At 35.1% G+C, this 24,724-nt stretch carries 31 protein-coding genes; 25 read left to right on the top strand and 6 right to left on the bottom strand.

Annotated elements, in window-relative coordinates:
- Positions 1-95: 95 nt before the first annotated feature.
- From cyoE to ACX9YW_RS10205, 7 genes are all read left to right on the top strand, one after another.
- The gene (gene cyoE / locus ACX9YW_RS10235) at positions 96-1,007 is read left to right on the top strand and encodes a heme o synthase (RefSeq protein WP_460345913.1); all 912 of its coding nucleotides are present in this window, start codon (positions 96-98) and stop codon (positions 1,005-1,007) included.
- Positions 1,008-1,125: 118 nt separating this feature from the next.
- Positions 1,126-2,196 carry a cytochrome c oxidase subunit II gene (coxB, locus tag ACX9YW_RS10230; RefSeq protein WP_460345807.1) on the top strand — a complete coding sequence of 357 codons (1,071 nt, stop codon included), beginning with the start codon at positions 1,126-1,128 and terminating at the stop codon, positions 2,194-2,196.
- A gap of 36 nt (positions 2,197-2,232) precedes the next feature.
- Positions 2,233-4,101, top strand: coding sequence for a cytochrome c oxidase subunit I (ctaD, locus tag ACX9YW_RS10225; RefSeq protein WP_460345799.1), 1,869 nt, complete (start codon positions 2,233-2,235; stop codon positions 4,099-4,101).
- Positions 4,101-4,730 (top strand): cytochrome (ubi)quinol oxidase subunit III, encoded by a 630-nt coding sequence (locus ACX9YW_RS10220; protein WP_460345796.1) that lies wholly within the window; start codon positions 4,101-4,103, stop codon positions 4,728-4,730. Before ctaD ends, ACX9YW_RS10220 begins: the two co-directional genes overlap by 1 nt.
- Positions 4,731-4,734: 4 nt before the next feature.
- Positions 4,735-5,067 carry a cytochrome c oxidase subunit IVB gene (gene ctaF, locus ACX9YW_RS10215; protein ID WP_460345793.1) on the top strand — a complete coding sequence of 111 codons (333 nt, stop codon included), beginning with the start codon at positions 4,735-4,737 and terminating at the stop codon, positions 5,065-5,067.
- Between the two features lie 144 nt (positions 5,068-5,211).
- A complete protein-coding gene (ctaG, locus tag ACX9YW_RS10210; RefSeq protein WP_460345790.1) occupies positions 5,212-6,117 on the top strand; it encodes a cytochrome c oxidase assembly factor CtaG in 906 nt (301 codons plus the stop codon).
- Between the two features lie 104 nt (positions 6,118-6,221).
- Positions 6,222-6,683: a DUF420 domain-containing protein gene (locus tag ACX9YW_RS10205; RefSeq protein ID WP_460345788.1), complete on the top strand. Its 462-nt coding sequence runs from the start codon at positions 6,222-6,224 to the stop codon at positions 6,681-6,683.
- Positions 6,684-6,706: 23 nt separating this feature from the next.
- On the opposite strand, the gene ytvI is transcribed toward ACX9YW_RS10205, so the two are convergent.
- Positions 6,707-7,765 carry a sporulation integral membrane protein YtvI gene (gene ytvI / locus ACX9YW_RS10200; protein ID WP_460345785.1) on the bottom strand — a complete coding sequence of 353 codons (1,059 nt, stop codon included), beginning with the start codon at positions 7,763-7,765 and terminating at the stop codon, positions 6,707-6,709.
- 136 nt (positions 7,766-7,901) lie between these two features.
- Positions 7,902-8,261, bottom strand: a complete 360-nt coding sequence (locus tag ACX9YW_RS10195) for a YugN family protein (RefSeq protein ID WP_460345783.1) — start codon at positions 8,259-8,261, stop codon at positions 7,902-7,904.
- A 181-nt stretch (positions 8,262-8,442) separates the two neighbouring features.
- On the opposite strand from ACX9YW_RS10195, the gene ACX9YW_RS10190 reads away from it, so the two are divergent.
- Positions 8,443-8,874 carry a CBS domain-containing protein gene (locus ACX9YW_RS10190; protein WP_460345780.1) on the top strand — a complete coding sequence of 144 codons (432 nt, stop codon included), beginning with the start codon at positions 8,443-8,445 and terminating at the stop codon, positions 8,872-8,874.
- A gap of 174 nt (positions 8,875-9,048) precedes the next feature.
- A complete protein-coding gene (locus ACX9YW_RS10185; protein WP_460345777.1) occupies positions 9,049-10,059 on the top strand; it encodes a CAP domain-containing protein in 1,011 nt (336 codons plus the stop codon).
- Positions 10,060-10,067: 8 nt separating this feature from the next.
- Here ACX9YW_RS10185 and ACX9YW_RS10180 read toward each other — a convergent pair whose 3' ends face one another.
- Entirely contained in the window at positions 10,068-10,436 is a 369-nt protein-coding gene (locus tag ACX9YW_RS10180; RefSeq protein WP_460345774.1) for a hypothetical protein, read from the bottom strand.
- A 123-nt stretch (positions 10,437-10,559) separates the two neighbouring features.
- Between ACX9YW_RS10180 and ACX9YW_RS10175 the strand changes: the two genes are divergently transcribed.
- From ACX9YW_RS10175 to coaD, 7 genes are all read left to right on the top strand, one after another.
- Positions 10,560-10,970 carry a YlbD family protein gene (locus ACX9YW_RS10175; protein WP_460345771.1) on the top strand — a complete coding sequence of 137 codons (411 nt, stop codon included), beginning with the start codon at positions 10,560-10,562 and terminating at the stop codon, positions 10,968-10,970.
- 29 nt (positions 10,971-10,999) lie between these two features.
- On the top strand, positions 11,000-11,242 hold the full coding sequence (locus ACX9YW_RS10170; protein WP_460345768.1) for a YlbE-like family protein: 243 nt from the start codon (positions 11,000-11,002) through the stop codon (positions 11,240-11,242).
- Positions 11,243-11,322: 80 nt separating this feature from the next.
- Positions 11,323-11,736: a hypothetical protein gene (locus ACX9YW_RS10165; RefSeq protein ID WP_460345765.1), complete on the top strand. Its 414-nt coding sequence runs from the start codon at positions 11,323-11,325 to the stop codon at positions 11,734-11,736.
- A 62-nt stretch (positions 11,737-11,798) separates the two neighbouring features.
- The gene (locus ACX9YW_RS10160; RefSeq protein ID WP_460345762.1) at positions 11,799-12,245 is read left to right on the top strand and encodes a YlbF/YmcA family competence regulator; all 447 of its coding nucleotides are present in this window, start codon (positions 11,799-11,801) and stop codon (positions 12,243-12,245) included.
- Between the two features lie 115 nt (positions 12,246-12,360).
- Complete coding sequence (locus ACX9YW_RS10155; RefSeq protein ID WP_460345759.1) at positions 12,361-12,636, top strand: YlbG family protein; 276 nt, start codon at positions 12,361-12,363, stop codon at positions 12,634-12,636.
- A 348-nt stretch (positions 12,637-12,984) separates the two neighbouring features.
- Positions 12,985-13,542, top strand: coding sequence for a 16S rRNA (guanine(966)-N(2))-methyltransferase RsmD (gene rsmD / locus ACX9YW_RS10150; protein ID WP_460345909.1), 558 nt, complete (start codon positions 12,985-12,987; stop codon positions 13,540-13,542).
- A gap of 15 nt (positions 13,543-13,557) precedes the next feature.
- On the top strand, positions 13,558-14,040 hold the full coding sequence (coaD, locus tag ACX9YW_RS10145) for a pantetheine-phosphate adenylyltransferase (protein ID WP_460345756.1): 483 nt from the start codon (positions 13,558-13,560) through the stop codon (positions 14,038-14,040).
- 56 nt (positions 14,041-14,096) lie between these two features.
- Here coaD and ylbJ read toward each other — a convergent pair whose 3' ends face one another.
- A complete protein-coding gene (gene ylbJ / locus ACX9YW_RS10140) occupies positions 14,097-15,320 on the bottom strand; it encodes a sporulation integral membrane protein YlbJ (RefSeq protein WP_460345753.1) in 1,224 nt (407 codons plus the stop codon).
- A gap of 219 nt (positions 15,321-15,539) precedes the next feature.
- Here ylbJ and ACX9YW_RS10135 point away from each other — a divergent pair, with 219 nt between their 5' ends.
- The 4 genes from ACX9YW_RS10135 to ACX9YW_RS10120 all read left to right on the top strand — a co-directional run bounded on the left by ACX9YW_RS10135 (position 15,540) and on the right by ACX9YW_RS10120 (position 18,953).
- Positions 15,540-16,328, top strand: a complete 789-nt coding sequence (locus tag ACX9YW_RS10135; protein ID WP_460345750.1) for a patatin-like phospholipase family protein — start codon at positions 15,540-15,542, stop codon at positions 16,326-16,328.
- Complete coding sequence (locus ACX9YW_RS10130) at positions 16,329-17,351, top strand: SepM family pheromone-processing serine protease (RefSeq protein WP_460345747.1); 1,023 nt, start codon at positions 16,329-16,331, stop codon at positions 17,349-17,351.
- 231 nt (positions 17,352-17,582) lie between these two features.
- Positions 17,583-18,806, top strand: a complete 1,224-nt coding sequence (locus ACX9YW_RS10125; protein WP_460345744.1) for a helix-turn-helix domain-containing protein — start codon at positions 17,583-17,585, stop codon at positions 18,804-18,806.
- A 12-nt stretch (positions 18,807-18,818) separates the two neighbouring features.
- Entirely contained in the window at positions 18,819-18,953 is a 135-nt protein-coding gene (locus ACX9YW_RS10120) for a hypothetical protein (protein ID WP_460345741.1), read from the top strand.
- Between the two features lie 39 nt (positions 18,954-18,992).
- On the opposite strand, the gene ACX9YW_RS10115 is transcribed toward ACX9YW_RS10120, so the two are convergent.
- Entirely contained in the window at positions 18,993-20,210 is a 1,218-nt protein-coding gene (locus ACX9YW_RS10115; protein WP_460345738.1) for a nucleotidyltransferase, read from the bottom strand.
- Between the two features lie 167 nt (positions 20,211-20,377).
- Here ACX9YW_RS10115 and ACX9YW_RS10110 point away from each other — a divergent pair, with 167 nt between their 5' ends.
- The 4 genes from ACX9YW_RS10110 (at position 20,378) to ACX9YW_RS10095 (ending at position 22,716) form a co-directional block, all read left to right on the top strand.
- A complete protein-coding gene (locus ACX9YW_RS10110; protein WP_460345735.1) occupies positions 20,378-20,902 on the top strand; it encodes a YceD family protein in 525 nt (174 codons plus the stop codon).
- Between the two features lie 83 nt (positions 20,903-20,985).
- On the top strand, positions 20,986-21,159 hold the full coding sequence (gene rpmF / locus ACX9YW_RS10105; RefSeq protein ID WP_040204800.1) for a 50S ribosomal protein L32: 174 nt from the start codon (positions 20,986-20,988) through the stop codon (positions 21,157-21,159).
- An 81-nt stretch (positions 21,160-21,240) separates the two neighbouring features.
- Entirely contained in the window at positions 21,241-22,002 is a 762-nt protein-coding gene (locus ACX9YW_RS10100) for an enoyl-CoA hydratase/isomerase family protein (RefSeq protein WP_460345732.1), read from the top strand.
- Between the two features lie 87 nt (positions 22,003-22,089).
- Positions 22,090-22,716 (top strand): RsfA family transcriptional regulator, encoded by a 627-nt coding sequence (locus ACX9YW_RS10095; RefSeq protein ID WP_460345906.1) that lies wholly within the window; start codon positions 22,090-22,092, stop codon positions 22,714-22,716.
- Positions 22,717-22,756: 40 nt separating this feature from the next.
- Here ACX9YW_RS10095 and ACX9YW_RS10090 read toward each other — a convergent pair whose 3' ends face one another.
- On the bottom strand, positions 22,757-23,206 hold the full coding sequence (locus ACX9YW_RS10090; protein ID WP_460345729.1) for an N-acetyltransferase: 450 nt from the start codon (positions 23,204-23,206) through the stop codon (positions 22,757-22,759).
- Between the two features lie 171 nt (positions 23,207-23,377).
- On the opposite strand from ACX9YW_RS10090, the gene ACX9YW_RS10085 reads away from it, so the two are divergent.
- The gene (locus ACX9YW_RS10085) at positions 23,378-24,724 is read left to right on the top strand and encodes an acetyl-CoA carboxylase biotin carboxylase subunit (protein ID WP_460345727.1); all 1,347 of its coding nucleotides are present in this window, start codon (positions 23,378-23,380) and stop codon (positions 24,722-24,724) included.

The following is a 24,724-nucleotide window of genomic DNA, read 5'->3' as shown; positions in this document are numbered from 1 at the left end:
CTATTTTTATGTCTAGGGCTAAGGTTAGTAGTTGTTTTTTTGAGTAACTTAGAAAGAGGAGGTTCATTATGGCTAATCTAAAGCCTTTCGATGAAATGGCTTTAAACCAGGGAGAAAATACTGTCGAACAAGTTGATTCACAGTCTAGTTTTATAAAAAGTTTTTTAGCCACCATTAAAATTGGAATTGTTAATTCTAATTTAATCACAACCTTCACAGGTTTATGGTTAGCTTTACATTTTAGCAACAGCCGACTTTTGGAAAACTTAGACATTGTATTTTTCACATTATTAGGCTCCTCGCTAATTATTGCGGGTTCTTGTAGTATCAATAACTATATTGATCGAGATATTGATCATTTAATGGAAAGAACTAAAGATAGACCGACAGTAACTGGGAAATTTAATCCATCAAAAGTGTTAGTTTTAGGTTTATTTTTAGTTGTTTTAGGTACTTTGCTGCTAGCGTTAACCACTTGGACAGCAACAGTAATTGGAATCATCGGGGTTTTTAGTTATGTTGTCTTATATACTCTTTGGTCAAAAAGACAATATGTTTCAAATACCATCGTAGGAAGTGTTTCAGGGGCTGTACCACCATTGATTGGTTGGGCTGCTGTCGATGGAAACCTTGACTTGATTGCATGGTGTTTATTCATTATTATGTTTGTTTGGCAACCTCCACATTTTTATGCTTTAGCGATGAGAAGGGTGGAAGAATATCGGGCAGCAAATGTTCCGATGCTTCCAGTAGTAAAGGGTTTTAAAACGACAAGAAACCATATTAATTTATGGGTAGTAGCTTTACTACCGATACCGTTTTTTTTAACTTCTTTAGGAATTCCTTTTGTAATATTGGCAACCATCTTAAACATAGGTTGGTTAGTTTTAGGATTATCTGGTTACAAAATGAAAGATGATATAAAATGGGCAAAGCTAATGTTCGTTTACTCACTGCAATATTTGACTATTCTATTTGTAGCGATGGTAATCGTAACATTAATATAATCAAGTCACTTTTATTTAGGTACCAAATTCCTTTTTTACATAAAAACGGAATTTATTTATATTTTTTTGATCAAACATTTCAAAAAGAAACTTAACGAAAGAGGGGTTTGATTAAGCTATGAAAAGGCTTACGAAATGGCGTCTACTAGCATTGTTCACAATGCTGACGCTTATCCTTGCTGGCTGTGGTGAACCGTTTTTATCAACGCTTAAACCAGCTGGTGAAGTTGCACAAATGCAGTATGATTTAATGGTACTTAGTACCGCAATAATGGTAGGGGTAATTGCAGTTGTTACAATCATCTTTATTATCGTTGTGTTGAAATTCCGTAGAAAGGATGACCGAATTCCTAAACAGGTTGAAGGAAACCATACTTTGGAAATCATCTGGACTACAATCCCAATTCTTTTACTTCTTATCTTAGCTATCCCAACTGTTGCTGCTACATTTAAGCTGGCAGATGTAGAGGAAATGGATAAGAAAAACGAGGAAGGTAAACGTGATGCACTTGTTGTAAACGTAAGAGCCAATCTTTATTGGTGGGAATTTGAATATCCTGATTTAGGAATCGTTACAAGCCAAGACTTAATTGTTCCTACAGATGAAAAAGTTTACTTTAGTCTGAAAGCTTCAGATGTGAAACATTCATTCTGGATTCCTGCTGTTGGCGGAAAAATGGATAATAACGTAGATAACATCAATAAGTTCTGGTTAGAATTTGATTCGAAAAAAGCGGAAGAAGCCGGCGGAGTTTTCTACGGAAAATGTGCCGAGCTGTGTGGTCCTTCCCATGCCTTAATGGACTTTAAAGTAAAAGCTGTCTCTAGAGACGAATTTAATAAATGGGCTACCGCTATGCAAAACGTTAAAGAAGCTGAAACTCCTACTTCAGATTTAGCAAAAGAAGGCCAAGAAATCTTTAATAAAAGCTGTATTGGCTGTCACGCAGTTACACCTGCAAATAATACGCCAGAAGCAGCCAGAATGGGTCCGAACTTAACAACGTTTGGTGAAAGAGAACGCGTTGCTGGTGTATTAGATCATACAAAAGAAGATTTAAAAGCTTGGATTAAGGACCCTGATACGTATAAGCCAGGTAACAAAATGACTGGAGCATATGGGAAATTATCCGATGATCAAATTGACGCTCTAACTGAATATTTAATGAATCTAAAAGTAATGGATTAAAATTAGGGGAAATTAGTTTAAAAGGGAGGTAAAAAGGTGAGTACCTTAGCTCAGAAAAAAGGGTTTGGCGCAACTTTATGGGACTATTTAACAACCGTTGACCATAAAAAAATTGCCATCCTTTACCTTATAGCTGGAGGCTTTTTCTTCTTAGTCGGTGGACTAGAAGCAATGGTCATCCGTATTCAACTTGCAATACCAAATAATGATTTTGTGAGTGCTGGATTTTACAACGAAGTTTTAACCATGCACGGAACTACCATGATTTTCTTAGCGGCGATGCCACTGGTTTTTGCCTTTATGAACGCTGTTATGCCATTGCAAATTGGTGCACGTGACGTTGCGTTCCCATTCCTAAATGCCTTAGGATTTTGGTTATTCTTTTTTGGTGGACTTTTCTTAAACCTTTCTTGGTTTTTTGGAGGAGCACCTGATGCTGGATGGACTTCATATGCATCACTATCATTAGAATCACCAGGTCATGGTATTGACTTCTATGCACTGGGATTACAGATATCAGGAGCTGGAACATTAATCGGGGGGATTAACTTCCTAGTTACGATTATTAATATGCGGGCTCCAGGAATGACGTTTATGCGTATGCCAATGTTCACTTGGTCTACATTTGTAACTTCTGCATTAATTTTATTTGCTTTCCCGCCATTAACAGTTGGTCTTTTCTTAATGATTTTTGATCGTATGTTTGGGGCAAATTTCTTTGATGCTGCAATGGGTGGTAATACGATTATCTGGGAGCATTTCTTCTGGATTTTCGGGCATCCTGAGGTATATATACTAATTTTACCTGCATTTGGTATTTTTTCTGAAATTATTGCGATTTTCTCACGTAAACGTTTATTTGGATATTCATCAATGGTATTTGCAACTGTATTAATCGGGTTTTTAGGTTTTATGGTATGGGCTCACCATATGTTTACAGTTGGTTTAGGACCTATTGCTAATGCTATCTTCGCTGTAGCAACGATGGCCATTGCGGTTCCAACAGGTATTAAAATCTTTAACTGGTTATTTACGATGTGGGGCGGTAGTATTAAGTTTACTACACCAATGCTTTATGCTGTTGCCTTTATTCCTTCCTTCGTAATGGGTGGAGTAACAGGGATCATGCTTGCTTCTGCAGCGGCTGACTATCAGTTCCATGACTCTTATTTCGTAGTTGCTCACTTCCACTATGTAATCGTTGGTGGGGTAGTATTTGCTTTATTAGCGGGGGCACATTTATATTGGCCAAAAATGTTTGGTACAATGTTAAATGAATTTTTAGGGAAATGTACTTTCTGGTTATTCCTAATAGGTTTCCATTTAACGTTCTTTATCCAGCATTTCCTTGGTATTTGGGGAATGCCACGCCGTATTTTCACTTATTTACCAAATCACGGGTTTGAAACAAGTAACTTGGTAAGTACGATTGGTGCATTTTTCATGGCAGTTGCAACGATTATTTTATTAATCAACATCGTTATGACAACAATTAAGAATAAAAAAGTAGGTAACGATCCATGGGGCGATGGCCGTACTTTAGAATGGACACTAAGTTCACCACCTCCATTCTATAATTTTAAACAGTTACCACTTGTTCGTGGATTAGATGCTTACTGGATTGAAAAAATGGAAGGTAAAAAGGGTATGACACCAGCTGAACCACTTGGTGATATCCATATGCCAAATTCTTCTTTCGTTCCAGTCGTTATTTCATTCGGATTGTTCGTTGCAGCATTTGGAGCAATGTATCGCGTTGAAAAACCTTGGGGTCTAGCAGTGTTAATCCTTGGTTTTGTGATAACTTTTGGAGCAATGCTATATCGTTCACTTAAAGATGATCATGGATTCCATATTCATAAAGAAGATTTAATGAAAGATGATGAAAAAGGAGGGAAAGCATAATGCACGCAGAAGAAAAATTCACATATGAAACTTGGCCTGCTGCGCCTGAAAAAGCTACCCTCGAAGCGAAAAATAAATTTTTAGGTTTTTGGTTATTCTTAGCTGGAGAGACTGTCCTATTTGCCTCTCTCTTTGCAACGTATTTAGCATTAAAGAATAAAGTTCCAAGTGCAGATCATAAGCTTGCTGAGGATATTTTTAGTTTGCCATTAGTATTTTTGGCAACCATGTTGTTATTAACTAGCTCCTTAACAAGTGTTTATGCTATCTACCATATGAAAAACTTTAACTTCAAGAAAATGCAACTTTGGTTAGGGATTACGGTTCTATTAGGTGCAGGGTTCTTAGGATTGGAAATTTATGAGTTTTATCATTATACTCATGAATTCGGGCACACATTTACGAGTAGTGCATTTGGATCAGCCTTTTATACACTAACTGGGTTCCATGGGGCTCACGTAGCGTTTGGTTTGGTATGGATTACAGCGTTAATGATTCGTAATTCAAAACGTGGATTGAACCTTTACAACGCGCCAAAGTTCTATGTAGCAAGCCTTTACTGGCACTTTATTGACGTTGTTTGGGTATTCATCTTCACAGTAGTATATTTAATGGGAATGGTGGGATAAACTGATGGCAAATCAACAAATTACTTCAGGTAACCCAAGAGTTGACATTGAATACCGTCGTAAAAAAAGCAAAGAGGAAATGAGACATCAAATTACCTCATTTTCTATGATGATTTTTCTTACATTGATTGCCTTTTTTGCAGTAGGCTATGGTTTTTCACATTGGTTCATAATACCATTTATCTTATTGTTAGCCGTTGTTCAGGTCGTTTTTCAATTATATTACTTCATGCACATGAGTCATAAAGGGCATGAGGCACCAACATTATTCCTGTATTCAGGTGTATTAATTGCTTTTGTTACCGTATTAGCTTTTACAACAATTATTTGGTGGTAAAATATATTTGACATTTTAAAAGGAAATCAGTAAATCTGATTTCCTTTTTCTATCTCATCAGTTGTATAGGTCAATTCCATTCATTGCAGTAAAACCTTTATAGCGATATAATAGGAATATGCAAAAAATACTGAGGTGAATAAAATGCTTTCACTTAATATGTTTGGATTTCGAGCATTATGGAGTCCATTCTTTCTTTTATTTATGATGATGATATTAGCCTTATATTTCGTCATAACAGTCTACCGTCGGGAGCGTTTTTCCCATAGTGAACCATTAAAGCGTTCAGAGGCGATTTTTTTTACAACTGCTATTATTTTATTATATTTCACTAAGGGCGGTCCGCTTGATTTAATGGGTCATTTAATGTTTTATGCACATATGATTCAAATGGCGGTGCTTTACTTAATTATTCCTCCAATACTTATTATTGGTGTTCCAGTCTGGTTCTGGAGGAAAATGATAAATTTATCCTATGTGAAACCAGTATTTAATTTTTTTTCAAAGCCATTGATTGCGATTGTCTTGTTTAATGGGATGTTTTCGTTTTACCATATTCCGAAAATTTTTGATGCTATTAAGATGAGTATGCTACTACATGCAAGCTACACTACCTTATTATTTGTCTTTGCTATTTTCATGTGGTGGCCATTAATCAACCGTTTACCTGAATATGAATCGTTAAGCGGTTTAAAGAAAATAGCTTATGTTTTTGCGGATGGTGTTCTTTTAACACCAGCATGTGCGTTAATCATTTTTGCTGATACTCCAATGTACACTACCTTCTCTGATCCAACTGCTTGGATGCAAGCATTAAAATTATGTGTTCCTACCACAACATTAGCTAATCTAAATTTAAGTGGTCCTGAGGTTTTCAGCCATATGTCACTCATTCATGATCAACAGCTTGGTGGTGTGTTGATGAAGGTTATTCAGGAGATTGTTTATGGTGTTGTTTTAGGATATATCTTCTTCAGTTGGTATCGGAAAGAACAGAAGGATTCAATTGATGAACAAAACAATTTAATGAATCCACGTTATGTTGAGTAAATCTTAACTCCCAAATTCTTTGGGAGTTTTTTATTGAAAAGAAATAGTATCTACAATAAAATTAATGATAGAAAAATATATTGAAAATTGAGAGGAAGAAATATATGTCATTGCCCATCTTGCCGACAATTAGTACAACTTTTATTGTTCTTTCAGCCATTACTGTAGGAATAGGCTTAAGTCAAATTAAACAAAGAAAACTGGAAGCCCACCAAAAAACAATGAATCTTGCAGCGATATTTGCGCTAATATTTTTTATTATTTATGCGTCAAGAACGATATTTATTGGAAATACATCTTTTGGTGGTCCAGAAAATATTAAAATCTTTTATACCATTTTTTTAGTATTTCATATTTTCCTCTCTACAACTGGGGCGATCCTTGGAATTATCTCCCTATGGACAGGATATAAAAAACAATTAGTTAAACATCGAAAAATTGGACCTGTTACGAGTATCGTTTGGTTTTTTACCGCGATTACGGGTGTAGCTGTTTATTTACTTCTATATGTGCTTTACAAGGGGGGAGAAACTACTTCCGTAATAAAAGCAATTCTAGGCTACTAAAAAAGAGGCATATGCCTCTTTTTTTATATTTTGAAATTTAATTTGATGATTCCAGCTTCTTTTGCTGAATGATAGGCAATTAAAATTAAAGGTCCAATGATTAATCCGAGTAATCCCAATAATTTTATACCCAAATACATGGAAATAAGAGTAGAAAGGGGAGATAATCCAATTTGGCTACCCATTACCTTAGGTTCGATGGAGCGTCTTATTATTAATAGGATTGCCCCTAAAACGGCTAATTGAATGCCTAAGCCAATATCCCCTGTTATGAGATGAAACAATGCCCAAGGGCCAATTATCACAATTGATCCAATAATAGGAATGAAATCGATAATCCAGATGGTTAATGCCATTACAAGAGCTACATCGGGAGTAATAATCATTAAACCAATTAAGGCAACAATAAAGATAATGACGCTGACTAGATATTGGGCTTTAAGAAATCCAAAAACGACATAGGATAATCTCGAACCCATAAATTTCACTTTATCAGCAGTATTTTCTGTTAGACGCAGATAGAGTCCTTTTCTTAGCCTTGGTAAATCAACTAAAAATAAAAATAAAGCAATTAAATAAACTAAAAAGCTTACAAGATAGTTCGGGATATTCGTTAATATTGCCTTAACATTGTTAATGTTTAAGTATGCAACTAAATCTTCTTTTATTTTATTGAGAAATCCACTAATTTGTTTGCTAATTTCGTCAACCACTTCAACAGGTAAATCTTTTGCCGCTGAAGCATATTTTTCCTGCGCCTTTAACCAAACATTAGAAATTTCCGTAATATAAAGCGGTGTGTTTTGGAGAATCTCAATTGCTTCCGTAATCACCTTTGTTGTTATGAAATATCCAAGGATACCAATAAAGAGAAGAAAACTGATAAAAGTAATTAACACAGATAGGCGATCATTGAGTTTTAAACGTTTTTGCAGCATTAATACCATTGGCTCTAAAAAAAGGGCCGTGACAAAAGCAATGATAATGGGAACTGAAACGGGTAAAATTAAATATCCTGCCAGTACTATAAAAATGACGCAAATAATTATTAAAATTTTTTTTCGGTTAAAAAAGGAAAGCACGGCTTTACCCCTTTCGTATCAAATAGTTGAATCGTTAGTTATTTAGTCAAAAAATTCAACATTTAAATTATAGTATGGCTTAAATAGAATAAACAACAAAAAAAGACGCATTTCCTGCGTCTTTTTTATTTATTTTCTAAATTGCAAACTTTTCTATCTCGGCTTTCATCTCTGTAAGGAGTTTCTCGCACTGACTAACCAGTGATTTAGGGAAGTTTTCCCCTTCACCATATTCTACTCCGTGAGGATAATAATGTTTTCCAAGTAAAGGTTTCATTAATTGAATGAGTGCTTTACCAGAATCGATATCACCTTCAACGGCATAACCCATTACACGAAGATAAAAAGTACCTTCTTTTAATTCAAATTTGCGATCGTATGTAACACGTTCATAATCCCATTGGCCTTCACGCACAAGGCCATAATTAAGCATGACGTCATCAAGACGTACTAATTCAGCTTTGATGCTTTCATAGCCAGAATTTTCAAATTTCATAAATGTCCCTCCATCATACTCGCTTTTCTATGAAAGCGAACACTTTTGTATCTCAAACTTAATAATAGTAGAAAAATGTTGAACTTGCAATCAGCGGATAAGATTTTTTAAGTAGGGAATTCTATTTTAATGATAAGAGAACTTATCCTTCATGGAATAATCATTTTTAGGAGGGAAAAAGATGGAAAAGATTCGTGACATTATGACAGACGATGTTGAATGTTGTACGCTTTTGGATAATGTATTCGAGGTTGCTAATAAAATGAAGGAGTGGAATGTAGGGGCAATTCCGATTGTTGACGGTGAGAAACTAGTAGGCATGATTACAGACCGGGATATAGTTGTTCGCGGTGTTGCAGAAAAACATCCAGGTTCAACTAAAGTTGAGGATGTTATGAGCGATACCTTAGTTACCGTATCACCTGATACAGGTACGAGAGAAGCTGCACAGCTTATGGCTAAAAACCAAATTAGACGCTTACCAGTCGTGGAGAATGACCGTTTGGTCGGAATCGTATCACTTGGTGATTTAGCCATTAGGGATTTAACAGACGACCAAGCTGGGGACGCTTTATCAGAAATCTCAGAGCCGGGATATAATGGACTTCAATAACAAAAAGGCGCCAATTGGCGTCTTATTTATTTTTATAATTTCTCAAAATTATGGTTAATAATGTTATAATATTCTTATCATAGGCTTGCATCTATTTGGAGAGGAGGCAAGGCGCTGCGGGGACTTATTCGGATATTAATTTTATTAGCTGTTTTTTTTACGATAGGTTTTTATATGAATTTTTTCCAAGATAAAGAAAATGAAATTCTAATTCAAAATGAATTAATCCCTTCCAAAAATCATCAATCAAATCTAATAGACAAAAAGAATACAAATTATTCGACGTCAAGTAGACCGAAGCAAGGAATCTCAACTCTTATAGGTAAAAATATTAATGAATTACAAAAACAACTCGGTAGCCCTTCGAGAATTGACCCATCTTACTTTGGATATAAATGGTATATTTACCATTCTGACGACAGTCATTATCTACAGGTAGGTGTTGAAAATGGAAAAGTGGTTAACGCTTATGTTATCGGAAACGAAATTGATATTTCTCCTTTTAAAATTGGACAACCGATAGAAGAAATTTTTTCGACTGTCTTTATTGAAACAGAAATTGATATTGAGTTGGATGATAGTTCTTATCGTTTTGAATTAAATGACACAGATGTAAATATGAGGCCGCTTATTCAATTTGAAAATATTTTTGCAGAATTATATTTTGATAAATTTTCCGGGACACTTTCGAGTATTCGTTTTTTAGATGCAGAAAGTCTAATTAAACATCGACCTTATGAACTAATTTATCGTGGAGAATTACTCCAACCTGAAGAAATTCAAGATGACCAATGGGAGAAAATTGAACAAGCGACAGAGCAACAAATATTTGACTTGACTAATATCCTAAGGGAAAGGCACGAAATCAATAAGCTCCAATGGGATGTAGAACTTTCAAGAGTTGCCAAAGGGCATAGTCTAGATATGTATGAAACGAAAACTTTTTCACACACCTCTGAAAATTATGGAGAGCTAAAAGATCGTTTAGAGGCTGCTAATGTTTTTTACCAGCTCGCTGGTGAAAATATTGCTGCTCATTACCTTGACGGTCCCTCTGTGGTAGTAGGCTGGCTAAATAGTAAAGGCCATCGGGAAACAATGCTTCATAAGGATTATACCCATCTAGGTGTTGGAGTATATCACAAATATTATACCCAAAATTTTATACAAAAACAGGACGAATAAAGGAGCTATCAATGCTCCTTTATTTTAATAGGTTCAAATCTTAAAAAGTGAAATTCATTTTCCTTCCAATTTCCATAAAGCTTAACATTATCGCCTGTCCTTAATGGAACCGATTCAATCGGCTTTATATAAGGAGTTATCCTTTTAACGTTTAGAATTTTAGTCTCCGTTTGTAATTTTATATCTATTACGCGAATGTATCGATGGTAATAAAATCGCTTTTTATATTCATCTATTTGGATGATCTTTCCGTTTAGAATAGCTTCCTCGACTATTTCATTTAAATTCAACCATTTCTGCTCGTTTTCTTTTATCTCCTTTTTCGATAGCCAATAAAAATAAAAACAAATGATGGGTATTAAAATAGCTGTTACCATATCGTTACCTCATTTAACCTTTTCTGAATGTTATTTTATCATTAATGGATTGTTTTTTCACCATTCTAAGCAGGGTGTCATATTCTAATATAGGCAAATGAACGAAAAAAAGAGGTGATACCTTTGACCGAAAAAAAACTCCATCCAACCGTGATTAAATTTAAGGAATTTGTAAAAAAACATCCAAAAATAAGTAATGAAGTTACAAGTGGGAAATTCACCTGGCAGCAGTTATATGAGGAATGGTATCTCCTTGGAGAAGAAGATCCGAGATGGGAACCCTTTAGGGAGGGATTAAAATCTCCAAAAAATGAAAATAAAACAGACAATGAAAAATCTCCTGAATTAATGACAAAAATATTTGATTATATAAAAACCATGGACATGAACCAAATTCAACAACATATTTACCAAGCAAGTCAAGCGCTAGGTGCTATTCAGGGAATCCTATCACAATTCCAGTCTTCACCGCCGCCTCAGACACCGAAGCCATCATCAGGACCAGCAAACCCATTTTCCTTCCGCAAAGACTGATAGGAACCGCAAAAAGGGGAGTGTAATAGGTGCGAAAAGAGATTATTGAATATCTACAAGAGAGAAAGGACTTAAGGGAATATATTAGGCAACAACCAGACTGGTATCGGAAACTTTCTAGGAACCCAAATGAACTAGAAGCATTTGAAATTGCATCTTTACAATTTTTCCGTAAGACCATTCCCGATCAGGTCGAAAAATTTTCTAATGGTGTACAAATGGCATCAATGATGATGCACATGTTTCAAGCAATGAATAATCAATCTTCTTAGGTACCCAGTTGAATGGGGCCTTTTTATTTTCATAAAATCCTTTATTAAAGAAAAGAATAACCTCATAAGGAGTGATGGCGATGAAGGGGATTCGATTTCTTTTAGCTTTAGTGTTAACCAGTGTTATTGTGGCATGTCAGAAGGATATCCCTGAACCGGAAACAAAACCGTTAACCGTATCAGCGGCACAACTTTCTAATAAACCTAATAAAAACCTCACTGGAATCTTTATAGTTAGGCCCTATGTTAGAGGAAACGACGTTCAAATTGAATGTATGATTCGCAATTTCACCTTCCAAGATAAAGAAGGAAGTAGAGCGGAATCCGGTACACTACTTATTTATCTTGATGGAAAATTGTATAAGGAAGTATCCACTGCTGCGTTTGTTCTGAAAAATCTTAAGAGCGGGACTCATCGAATTTTTTTACAAATCGTTGACGAAAATGGACATAAGACATCTTTTAAAAGGGAAATCATTGTTAATATTCCGTAGAAAAGGTTGCTACACTTTCGCTTTTTTTTTCATCGTGTTAAAATATTGATGGAGGTGGGCAAATGCTTGCTACAAGCGAAAGAATCTTACTGCTTGACGAAGCAGAAGAATTATCTAAAATGATTCTCCAGTCTGATATTGTCGAGCAATATCAAATTTCTCTATATAAAATAAATGCCAACAAGGAGTCGCAACATAAAATTAAAACTTTTGTTAAAGTTAAAGAGCAATATGATGAACTTCAAAGGTTTGGAAAATATCATCCAGATTATAACAGGCTGATGCGTCAAATTAGGGATGCAAAACGGGAAATGGACTTGGATGCAAATGTTGCCGCGTTTAAAAGGGCAGAAAATGATTTACAGGACTTATTAGATCAAGTCAGTATGATTATTGCTAAATCAGTTTCAGAGCATGTGAAAGTTCCTTCCGGTAATCCTTTTTTTGAATCAGGGTCAGGCTGCACTACTGGAGGTTGTGGCTCTGGTGGTAGTTGTGGATGTTCGTAGCTACATGGATCCCTTATCAAATTGATAAGGGATTTTTTGGTTGTCATAGTTATTGCCTAAATCTAAAATAATGTGCTAGACTAAATTAAAAAATCGGATTTAAAGGAGTATGTCAATGTTTGGTCAACGTCAAGGATTGATTGTTTGGCTTCATTCGTTAAAACAAGCTAAGATGCTTAGAAAATTTGGGAATGTTCATTTTATTTCAAAACGATTAAAGTATGTTGTGATTTATTGCAATCAGGTCGATATTGATCAAAATATCGAAAAACTAAACGGCTATTCTTTTGTGAAAAAAGTCGAGCCTTCATATAAACCATTTTTAAAAATGGAATATGAAAACAAATCTCCGGATAAAGCAAAGGAGTACGACTATAAAATGGGGATTTAAGATGGGGACTCCCCATCTTTTCTTTTTATAAAGCATTTTATAAAGAAAAAACCCTGTAACCTTTCGGAAACAGGGCCCTTCTATATCCTTCTTCAATAAGGATAGAAGGCAAAGGGAGAGGAGAAACCGGAGGAAGAACTTATGGGGAAACGTAAGTCTTCTCCGCGGTTGGCAACAACATCCTCGATAGATGCTGTTACTAACATTATTTCCATAAAATGATTGTCTATACATGTAGAGCCATTTTTTATCAAAATTAATGTTCTTTTCTTCGATTTGTCTGAAAAAGACCTGTTGTGGTAGGATATTGGTGAAAGAAAATTGTCGAATAGTAAGTGGTGATAAATGATGAGGGTGGTTTCTGGTATTTATAAAGGTAGAACTTTAAAAGCAGTTCCAGGAAATAATACAAGACCGACAACAGATAAAGTAAAGGAAGCTATATTTAATATGATTGGACCTTATTTCGATGGTGGATTAGGGTTAGATTTATTTGCTGGTAGTGGTTCTTTAGGAATCGAATCCTTAAGTCGAGGGCTTGATAAGGTTATTTTTGTTGATAAAGATAAGCAAGCATTACAAATTATTAAAGAAAATATTGCTTTATTTGATTTAGAAGAAAAAACCGAGGTTTATCGAAATGACGCGGATCGAGCTTTGAAGGCAATTGTGAAAAGAGACATCAAGTTTGACTTTATTTTTCTTGACCCGCCATATAAAAAACAACAATTAATCAAACTATTAGAGGTAATTAGTCAGGAACATATTTTGTCTGATAGTGGAATGGTCGTTTGTGAGCATTCTGCAGATGTGATTCTTCCGAATGAAGTAGGTTCATTAAACATGGTTAGGAAGGAACAATATGGAGTTATTGGGGTTTCAATCTATCAATTTAACAGCATATAAAAGGGGATAAGAAAAATGGCAAGTATTGCTGTATGTCCGGGAAGTTTTGATCCGATTACACTTGGACATCTAGATATTATTAAACGAGGTGCCAAGGTTTTTGATCAAGTATATGTAGTGGTTTTAAATAATTCATCAAAAAATCCACTTTTTAACGTGGATGAAAGAATGGAATTAATTGTTGAATCAACAAAGAATATCCCAAACGTAAAGGTCGATTCTTTTCAGGGATTGTTAGTGGATTATGCCAAAAGTGTAAATGCAAATGCCATTTTACGGGGATTAAGGGCAGTGTCTGATTTTGAGTATGAAATGCAAATTACCTCTATGAACCGTGTGTTAAATGAGGAGATTGAAACGTTTTTTGTTATGACAAACAATCAATATTCTTTTTTGAGTTCAAGTATTGTTAAAGAAGTAGCAAAATATAATGGAAATATTTCGGAATTAGTACCAGTACCGGTTCAAAACGCATTGAAACAGAAATTTAATAATTAAAAGTAAAATGAACAATAACCTTAATTTTGGTTATTGTTCATTTTTTATATCCAGTTTTATCTTTGGTCAATCAATCTTTTTGTTAAAATCAGAATGTAAAAGCTCATACAGATTAGCGTAAATAATGGTCCAAATTTATTTAATAAATAGACACAACTATGAATCCATGATCCATCTCCGTAGAAGGTAACCGGAATTGCATGTGAAGGCTTTTCGATATGATAAAAACGTTCATATATGGTCTTCCAAAATACAATCGTAAAAATACTAGCAAATATTCCATGGATTATTCGTGCAATAAAAAATGGTTGGAAACGTATATCCGTTTGAGCAAGAATGCTCGCCACCTGTGCCTGAACACTAAATCCACTAAAGGCAAGTATAAAACTTGTGATAACAGCCATATGCATTAAGGAAGCATCCTGAACTTGGCTAGCTAATTGGCTGCCCTGGGTGATTTCAAACAGGCCGGATATGAGTGGTATGCTTAATGAATCAGGTATAGATAAGGTTTTTAATACAATTTCAAATAAATTCGCGAAAAAGGCTGTAAAGTGAAGATTAAATAAAATCTTGTTAACGACAGAAAACAAGATGATAAATCCGCCAATCATTAACAATGTTTGAATCGACGATGTTACAGCATCACCTAGTAGTTTTCCAATAGGGCGATTGTCTTTAATTCGAGTTCGGTGCAAGGCAATGATGGCCGTCCGAATCGGAAATTTTGATTTATTCTTTTCGTTTTTCTGTTCCTCAATATCGTTCCGCCCATAAAATCGCATGATTAATCCGACACAAATATTCCCGATATAATGAGAAAGTGCTAAAATAATTCCTAACTGAGCATTATTAAAAAAACCCACTGATACAGCACCAAATATAAATAGAGGATTTGAGGAATTTGTGAATGCAACTAATCGCTCAGCTTCTATCCGACTAATTTGTTTTTCCTCTCGGAGTCTTGCGGTGATCTTTGCGCCAGCCGGAAAACCTGATGCCATCCCCATCGCCCAGACAAAACCACCAACACCTGGAACCCTAAATAATGGCCTCATAAAGGGCTCCAAGAGAACCCCGATGAATTTTACAATACCAAAGCCAATTAACATTTCTGATATGATAAAAAAAGGTAATAAAGAGGGGAAAACAATTTCCCACCACATATTTAATCCTCTAATGGAGGCTTTAAAGGATTCATCCGGGTAAACGATTAGCGATGCAGCCATGATTGTGACTGAAACGGCTAAAAATAAAGTCTTAAGTCTTGAACGCCACAATATAAAAGCCCTCCTTGATTCCACTCATAAATTATGCATTAAATCGAAAAGAATGTTAAAATATGAGATATTAAAAAATGATTGACTCCTTCGAATTCCCGCTTAATATAAACACCTTGTCCCTACATCACAATATACTCATAGAAATGAAATTTAGACCATAAGATTGTTCTAAACCTAATCTCTATAAGGGTATAACAAAAAAAGGAGGGGAACTCCTTGCAACGGCCAAAAATTGGGTTAGCGCTTGGTTCAGGAGGGGCGCGGGGATTCGCCCACTTAGGAGTTATTAAAGTGTTAAAGGATGAGGGTATTCCAATTGATATGATTGCAGGTAGCAGTATGGGGGCATTAGTTGCAGCATTCTATGGAGCTGGGATTGAATTAGAACAACTCTATCGGTTATCCACGGCATTTCGCCGCAAATATTATCTAGATTTTACTGTTCCCAAAATGGGTTTTATAGCGGGGAAAAAGGTAAAAGAATTAGTAAGGATTTTTACACAAAATAAAAATATTGAACAATTGGATATTCCTGTTTCGATTGTAGCTACAGATTTAATAACTGGTGAAAAAGTAGTTTTCAAAACGGGACCAGTTGCAGATGCGGTTCGTGCTAGTATTGCCATACCTGGTATCTTTGTACCTGAAAAATGGAATAACCGTATTTTAGTTGATGGTGGAGTATCCGATCGTGTCCCTGTATCAGTGGTAAAAGAAATGGGAGCAGATATTATTATTGCCGTTGATGTTTCACAAGTAAAGCGCGATGCAGAAATTACTTCGATATTTGATGTGATTATGCAAAGTATCGATATCATGCAAAAGGAATTAGTGAGTTACCGTGAGATTGCCTCCGATGTCATGATTCAACCACAGGTTCAAATGTACAGCTCCAAATCTTTTACCAATATTGAAGAAATAATTGGCATAGGGGAACAAGAGGCAAAAAATCAACTGCCATTGATCAGAAGTGTTTTGAAAAATTGGAAGGGGCAAACCTTATAAATGAAAAAGATTTTTAGATTACGTCCACTCATTTTAATTATCATTTTACTTTTTGCAAGTTCTTTTTATACTTTACCGTACTATATATCTAAACCAGGTATGGCGAAGGAACTACATCCTATTATTAAGGTCGAAAATGGCTACCCCGAAAATGGGTCTTTTATGCTGACAACTGTCCGGATGGGTAAGGCTAATATTTATTCTTATTTATTAGCCAAGGTGGGAAAATACCAAGAGATTTACCCGGAAAAAATGATTAGAGGAAACAATGAAACGGATGAGGAATACAATCTACGACAGCTGCATCTAATGGAAGGTTCAAAATTAAATGCCATCGAGGTTGCGTATAAACATGCGGGATTACCTATAGATTACCATTATAAAGGTGTGTTTGTGTTAAATGTTTTTCCGAATATGCCAGCTGAAGGTAAACTATTACCAGGTGACCGAATTACCCAAATTGATGGAACTAGCTTTCAATCATCAACTGAATTCATTGATTACGTAAATAAAAGAAATGTAGGAGATTCAATTGACCTCACGATCAAACGTGACAATCAAACGAAAAACATCACTTTAACTATCCAAAAATATGCTAAAATTCCAAACAAAAAAGGCATCGGGATTGAATTAGTGGAAGATAAGGAAATTAAAGTAAAGCCAAAGGTAACTGTGAATACTGAAGAAATCGGTGGGCCATCTGCTGGATTGATGTTTTCACTTGAAATATATAATCAATTAACAGTAGAAGATTTAACAAAAGGATATGCGATTGCCGGAACAGGTACCATTTCAAACGATGGAATCGTTGGCCCGATTGGTGGAATTGAGCAAAAAATTGTTGCAGCAGATAAGGTAGGTGCAGAAATTTTCTTTGCACCGAACGAAAATGGTGAAGAGGATTCAAATTATCAGGCTGCTGTTAAAACGGCTAAGGATATAAAGTCTAAAATGAAAATTGTTCCAGTCGATACCTTTGAGGAAGCCGTAACCTATTTAGAAAAACTCCCAACAAAAAAATAATTTTATTAAAATGGAGCTAGTGAGCTCCATTTTTTTATTGAAAATTTTCCTCTAATAAATTTTCCCAACTAGTAAATATAGATATTCGATTGATTTTATTAAACCCAATATGATTAAAATCCAGTTGTTGGAATTTGTTGTTTTTATATAGGCAAAAGAACCTATTTTCTAAATTTTCTATAAATGGTATCATTTACTATTATTAGTAAATCGCTAGAAAAAGTTGGTGAAATGATGGAGTATGGTCCGCTTATTAAATATTTCCGAACGCAATTAGGGCTTACACAAAGGGACTTAGCAGCGGGCATCTGTTCAATCTCTCATTTAAGTAAAATCGAAAACAACGGTAAAGATGCCAATATTGAAACAATTGCATTATTACTAGAAAAACTAAATATTGACCCTGCTGAAATTCATGAAAAAGAGGAACAAATTAAAAATCTATTATTGGATTTGAATGAAAAAATCCTCTTCTACCAAAAAAATCAGGTTGATCAAATATTTGCTAAATTAATGGAAATGGAGGATATCGTTCCGTTTTCAAATTCTCTTTATACTTACGAATTATATAAATACAGATACTACTTATTTAAAGGGAATATGCAGGCTGCTGACAGACAAGAAAATATTTTAAATAAGCAGAAGAAAAATTTTTCCCAACATGAAACCTATTTATTTCATTACTATAATGCGGTATGTTTAATTATGAAGGGGCAATACCCAAAAGCTGACATTGCCTTAGAAAAGCTTTCTTTAATTAATAATCACCAGTTTGAAACAGGCGAACTTCTCTATCATCGGGCATTAGTAAAAAGCTCTTTAGAGAAATCCGATCACGCTATTTATTTTGGAAAGAAAGCACTACAATCCTTTATGAACGAACATAATTTTATTCGTATTTTACATACGCTAATGCTATTAGGGATTAATTACACCCATACCAAAATTTACGAAGAGGCTTTAGGTTGTTTTCAACATTTAATTCGAAACGCTGAGCTCTTAAATGAAACGCATTTTATGCCAAATGTTTACCATAACATGGGTTATCTTAAGTCAAAAATGGGATATTATCAGGATGCGATTCATTACTTTCAAAAGAGTCTATCGCTCCAATCCAGTGAAGATATACATTATCTGTTTACCTTGTTCTCTATCGCTGAAACTCACTTTTTAAGAGATGATCAATCCTTAGCAGCTAACGTTTTTGATCAGGTCTTACTATTATCGAAAAAATTATCAAATCAAAAATATACTCTATTGGCGACTTATTATCTGAAAGCTATTTATAGTTATGAAGAATCCATTCCTTATCTTGAACAAAAGGTAGTTCCATTCCTGGAAGAAATGAAAGAGCATCCAGACTATCTCAATCGCTTCTATAGACTGCTCTCAACTCACTATCGAAAGATCGAGCGATTTGAAACAGCAGTAAAATATATAGAAAAAATTTATTAAGGAGGAGTTAAGATGAAAAAGTTAATACTTACTGTTTTCGTCATTGGTGCATTTACATTAGGCGTCATGGGGAGTGTCGCTTACAATCCAACCGTTTTAACTGCCGAAGAGACTAACGGTGGATTTCCAATCCAACCTCCAGTTTGATAAAAAATCAAAAAGCACCTTATAGGTGCTTTTTGATTTTTAACTATTCAAAATGATTGGTGCGTGTTTATATTCGATATCAAGAAGTTCTGATTGATATGGTTCATTCAGCCCGAAGGCATACAACTGGGATGCCTTAATATCAAGTGCTAAATCAAAATGATCCTTTTCACTTGAAACCCTAGTAATCAAGGGAACGTTGAAAGATTTTTTTTTGTGGTTTAAATAAGTTTGTCCCTTGACTGTCATACCAAGTAAACGCAAGTATGTTGGGAATTCTTTTTGCTCGTTAATAGCTTGTTTCTTTGTATTGGTTAAAATATGTAAACATGCTCGTTGAAGTCTAGTCCAAGTATATCGTTTCGTTTTGATTGCATGCATGAAATCCAAAAATGATTTTGCATGAATGGCTGCTTTTTTGAGTCGATTCTCCAAACCTTCTTCTATTTCATAAATTTCCTTTAATTCGGAGGTGGTTGCTTGAACTATCCGGTATTTTAATAACGGCCAATAATTTTCCCATTGGTGAAAATTTTTATAAGTAAAATAATACTGTTGCAATAGCTCTCTAGTTGAAGCCGGTATAAACTGACCGATATCTGATTGATGTATATTCGATAATAATGCTTTCCGAATGCTAGTCGCACTTGCGATTGTTTCAGAAGTAAAATGTTCATCATGGTATTCAGCATTTTTTCTTTTAATCGTAAATGCTTTCATCTTGCTGCCAATCTTATCAATTGCCTCTATGTAGTGATATCCTAAAATATTATTAGGTTTGGTAAGGTCAACTGTATTTTCGGCTGTTTCTAATCTTTGAAAAGCAACTTTTAATGCAGTCGGATAACTTACACCCTGCGAAATCGTTTCTTTTATTGCTTTTTGATATTTTATTTGATTTTCTTCAATTATCAGTCTCGTTTTTTGAAAGGCATCAATTTCCCCATCTTCACTTCCGAAGCATACTGTTTCACAATGAATAGAGTTTAAAATTGAAACTGCTCCTAAAGCAAAGGTCTCTGCTTTTTGGGTGGCAAAACGATATGGTAGTTCAAGAACTATGTCAACACCACCTAGCAGTGCCATCTTTGTTCTATACCATTTATTGACTAAAGCTGGTTCACCTCTTTGTAGAAAATTTCCGCTCATAACTGCGATGGTAACATCGGGATTAAGGTCTCTCTTAGCCGTCTCTAGATGAAAAAGATGGCCATTGTGAAAAGGGTTATATTCAACAATTACTCCGAGTGCCCTCATGTTTATCCTCCTTCCATAAGGTTTATTTATTTGGGAGAGACTAGCTTTTAACAAGATAATCAGTTAAGATTCATAGTAATAATAAACAAATTATAGTGTAAAGAAAAAATATTGACAAATATTTATATGAAAGCTATAATTACCTTTGTTGCCTTGGGGTGATTCAATTGAAATGGACAGTAAGTCAGTTACAAAAATATCGAAACAAGGAATTAATAATTGATGAAACCATTAATATGGAGGGTCTCAAAAACGATGACCCGAACATTGTTAATGTTTCACCAATCCACGTTAAAGGTCGTGGGGATATTAGTTCGACAAAGATAACTTTTCATTTAACGATTGAAGGTTACTTAGTTCTACCTTGTTCTCGTACTTTAGTTGATGTGAATTATCCAATTCATGTTGAAACAACGGAAACCTTCCTTTTAACCGGACATGGTTTTGATTCGGATGAGGAAGTTCATCAAGTAAATGGAGAAATGATTGACCTAAATCCGGTCATTCGGGAAATCCTCTTGCTTGAGATTCCGATGCAAGTATTTTGCGACGATATTTCTAATGAAAAAGGTGCTCCTCAATCCGGTAAGGATTGGGAAGTTATCTCTGAAATAGATCAACAAAATAAAATTGACCCTCGTTTAGCAGAGCTTGCAAAATTTTTTGATAAAAATAATTCTTCCGATACATAATCGGTTGAACCAAAAGCAAAGTGAAGAACCAGTATTACTGGCCTTCATACTTTCTTAAAACACTCTTTAAGGAGGTGGGAATAATGGCTGTACCTTTTAGAAGAACTTCTAAAACTGCAAAAAGAAAACGTCGTACCCATTTTAAATTAAATGTTCCAGGTATGGTAAGTTGCCCAAACTGTGGTGAAATGAAATTAGCTCACCGTGTATGTAAAGCTTGCGGAACATACAAAGGAAAAGAAGTCGTAAACGACTAATTTTTCGTTAGGATATAAAGCACAAGGAGCCTTTGCCCTTGTGCTTTTCCCATTTAAAGAGAAAAATACGTAGGTGATAATATGGAGCCATATTTAATAGAAGAATATAATGAGTGTTTAACTTTTACAATTAATCGACCAAAATATCGAAATGCCATCAATTATGAAGTCATGGAAGGTTTAGATAAATTTCTTCACTTAGGGCTGCATTCGAATATAAAAGCTTTAATAGTAACAGGTGCTGGTGAAAAGGCTTTTTGTTCGGGTGGTGATCTATCTGTTTTTCATCAATTAATTTCCGAGGACGAGGCTTTTCAAATGTTGTCCAAAATGTCTAGCATTTTATATCGTTTATTGATATTTCCTAAACCGACCATTGCCATTTTAAATGGTTCTGCTGTTGGTGGTGGCTGTGAATTAGCTAGTGCCTGCGATTTTCGAATAGGGAAAAAAGGAATGAAAGCGGGTTTTATTCAAGGAAAATTGGCTATTACCACAGGGTGGGGCGGTGGTTCAATGCTTCTTGAAAAACTCGAAGCGTCCAAGGCACTAAAACTATTGATGAGTGCAAACATATTTGAGGATAAGCAATTATTATCATTTGGTTTTTTAGATGGACTCTATGATGATGGGACTCCTCTCGAAAATGGTGTGAAGTTTTTAGAAGATATGTTAACGCTTGAAGCAGATGTCCTAACCTCCTACAAGAACATTTTAATTAAGAAATGGGAGGCAACCAATATAAAGGCACGTATGTCTGACGAGGTGCGTAATTGTGCCAAACTCTGGGAAACGGATGTGCATCATCAAAAAGTGGCTAGTTTTTTAGAAAAAAATCAATAATTTATACATAAATGGTAGAAGATACAGTCTATCTTTTCTAGTAAGTGCATATGTATGAGTATTAATGTACTTTAGGAGGGATAAATGATGTCTTCGACACGTCAGGATGCATGGAATCAAGATGAGGATTTGTTATTAGCAGAAGTAGTGCTAAGGCATATTCGTGAGGGCAGCACCCAGCTTCAAGCCTTTGAAGAGGTAGGTAAGCAATTATCGAGAACTTCCGCAGCCTGTGGTTTTCGCTGGAACTCATATGTGCGTAAACAATATAAATCAGGTATCGAAATAGCCAAGAAGCAAAGGAAGGAATTAAAAAAGCCATTAAATTCTCTTGTGGAAACAACTGATGACTTGGAGGTAACACAAGAAGCACCAAAAATAGAACCGAGCACTCATGAGTTTAATATTACATTTAAGCAAGTACTGGAGTATTTAACACTATTATATGAAAGAGCAGAAAATTATCAATTAGAGTCCGAAGAAAAGAAAAAACAGCATAATAATATTAAGGAATTAGAAAAAAAAATCTACCATTTAGCTGCTGAAAATGAAAAACTTACCTTAGAGTTAAAAACAATTGAAAATGATTATCGATCGTTAATTGAAATTATGGAACGGGCAAGGAAGATGGTTGTTCTTCAAGAAGAAGACCGTCAACCAAAAGTGAAGTTTCAAATGGATAAAAACGGAAACTTAGAACGAATAGAGAAATAAAAAAGGGTCTGTAATTTTAGACCCTTTTTAGATTATTATCTTATTTACACCAAATGAGAGGGTTTTCACTTAAATCGCGTCCTACTTCATAATGAACCGAAGTAAAGCCTTGCTTCTCCCAAAATTCTTTCGATTTAACTCTAGGATTCGTCTTAATTGGCAGTCCAAAACTTTTAGCAAAATCAACAAGTGCCTTTCCATAACCTCTTCCTTGATAATCTGGTAAGACTTCTAATTTCCATAATTCCAAATAATCTTGAGGCGGGTTAAAGTAGCGATCAAATCGTGCTTCTACCTGATATAAGCTCATTCGAGCAACCAGTTTATTACCAAAATAGATTCCGTAGAAAGGAGAATCACTATCATTTTCAATAATATTTGCTTCTAAATCCTCGAGCATTGAAAGTTCTTGAAGACCATATTCTTTAAATTTTTTAAATTCCTCTAAGGTTTTATAATTTACTTTTAATTTTTTTACATCAAAAGACATCTTACATCCCCCTTTTCTTTTACTTTTTATCCTCTTTTATCATTATAATACAATTAAAACAAAAATTCTTCTGATAATTATTTGGAAGCGTTTTCGATGAAAGAAGGAAATTTGGGGAACTTTGTAGAAATTTAATAAAGTGAAAATTATGTCTTTAGAAAGGGGTATTTAATGCAACGAATTTTGGTAGCAAATCGTGGAGAAATTGCGCTAAGAATTATTCAGACATGTAAAAAAATGAATATAGAAACAATCGCTATTTATTCAGACGCAGATGCGGAAATGCCTTTTGTTAAAGATGCAACTAAAGCGGTTCGCGTTGGTGAATCTCCAGTAAATAAATCTTATACACGAACTGATTTAATATTGGAAATCGCAAAAACAGAAAACGTCGATGCGATACATCCGGGCTATGGATTCCTTTCAGAAAATGCTGATTTTGCACGGCAAGTTCAAGAGGCAGGAATTACTTTTATCGGTCCTGACGCACAGACAATTGAATTAATGGGTGACAAAATCGTATCGCGTACGACGATGCAAAAAGCAGGTGTTCCAGTGGTACCTGGGAGTAGCGTTGGAGTAGTGAATGAAGATGAGGCCTGCGAGTTAGCTAAAACAATTGGGTATCCTGTTATGTTAAAAGCAAGCGGCGGCGGTGGTGGAATCGGTATGGTTCGCTGTGAAAATGAGCAAGCGCTCGTTAAGTCATTTTCGTCGACTAAAACACGGGCAAAAACCTATTTCGGTTCTGATGAAGTTTTTATCGAGAAGTGTATTGAAAATGCTCGTCACATTGAGGTTCAGGTATTTGGTGATCGATTGGGCAATATTGTTCACCTCTTTGAACGGGATTGCTCAATCCAACGGAGAAATCAAAAGGTGATTGAAGAATCGCCTTCACCATTTTTGTCGGAATCGACGAAAGAAAAAATGTTTGCTACAGCCGTGATGGCTGCAGGGTCAGTTGATTATGTAAATGCAGGTACGATTGAATTTATTGTTGATGAAGAGGAGAATTTCTATTTCTTAGAAATGAATACACGTCTACAAGTTGAACACCCTGTGACTGAGGCAGTTACCGGATTGGATTTAGTTGAATGGCAAATAAGAGTAGCAAGAGGAGAACGCTTACCTTTATTACAAGCAGATATAAAACAAACTGGCTATGCTATCGAATATCGATTATATGCGGAGGATCCAGTCACTTTTTTTCCTTCACCTGGAAAAATCGAAACATTAGATTGGCCAAACATGATAAACGCCCGAATAGATAGCGGTTATGAGAGTGGCCAAAATGTAACCCCTTTCTATGACCCGATGATTGCTAAATGTATTATGTTTTCTGATAGTCGTGCCGAAGCCCTTTCTGTATCGAAAAAATTTTTTCAATCGTTGAAAATCGAAGGGATAAAAACAAATGCACCACTATTCCTTGAAATTTTAAAGGATGAAGATTTTGAAAAAGGTCATTATACAACATCATTTCTAGCTAAAAAGCAATTTACGATTAAAAAATAG

Source organism: Pseudoneobacillus rhizolycopersici, assembly GCF_054786815.1.
The sequence above is the reverse complement of the archived record's forward strand: the minus strand, read 5'-3'. Positions and strand labels throughout refer to the sequence as shown.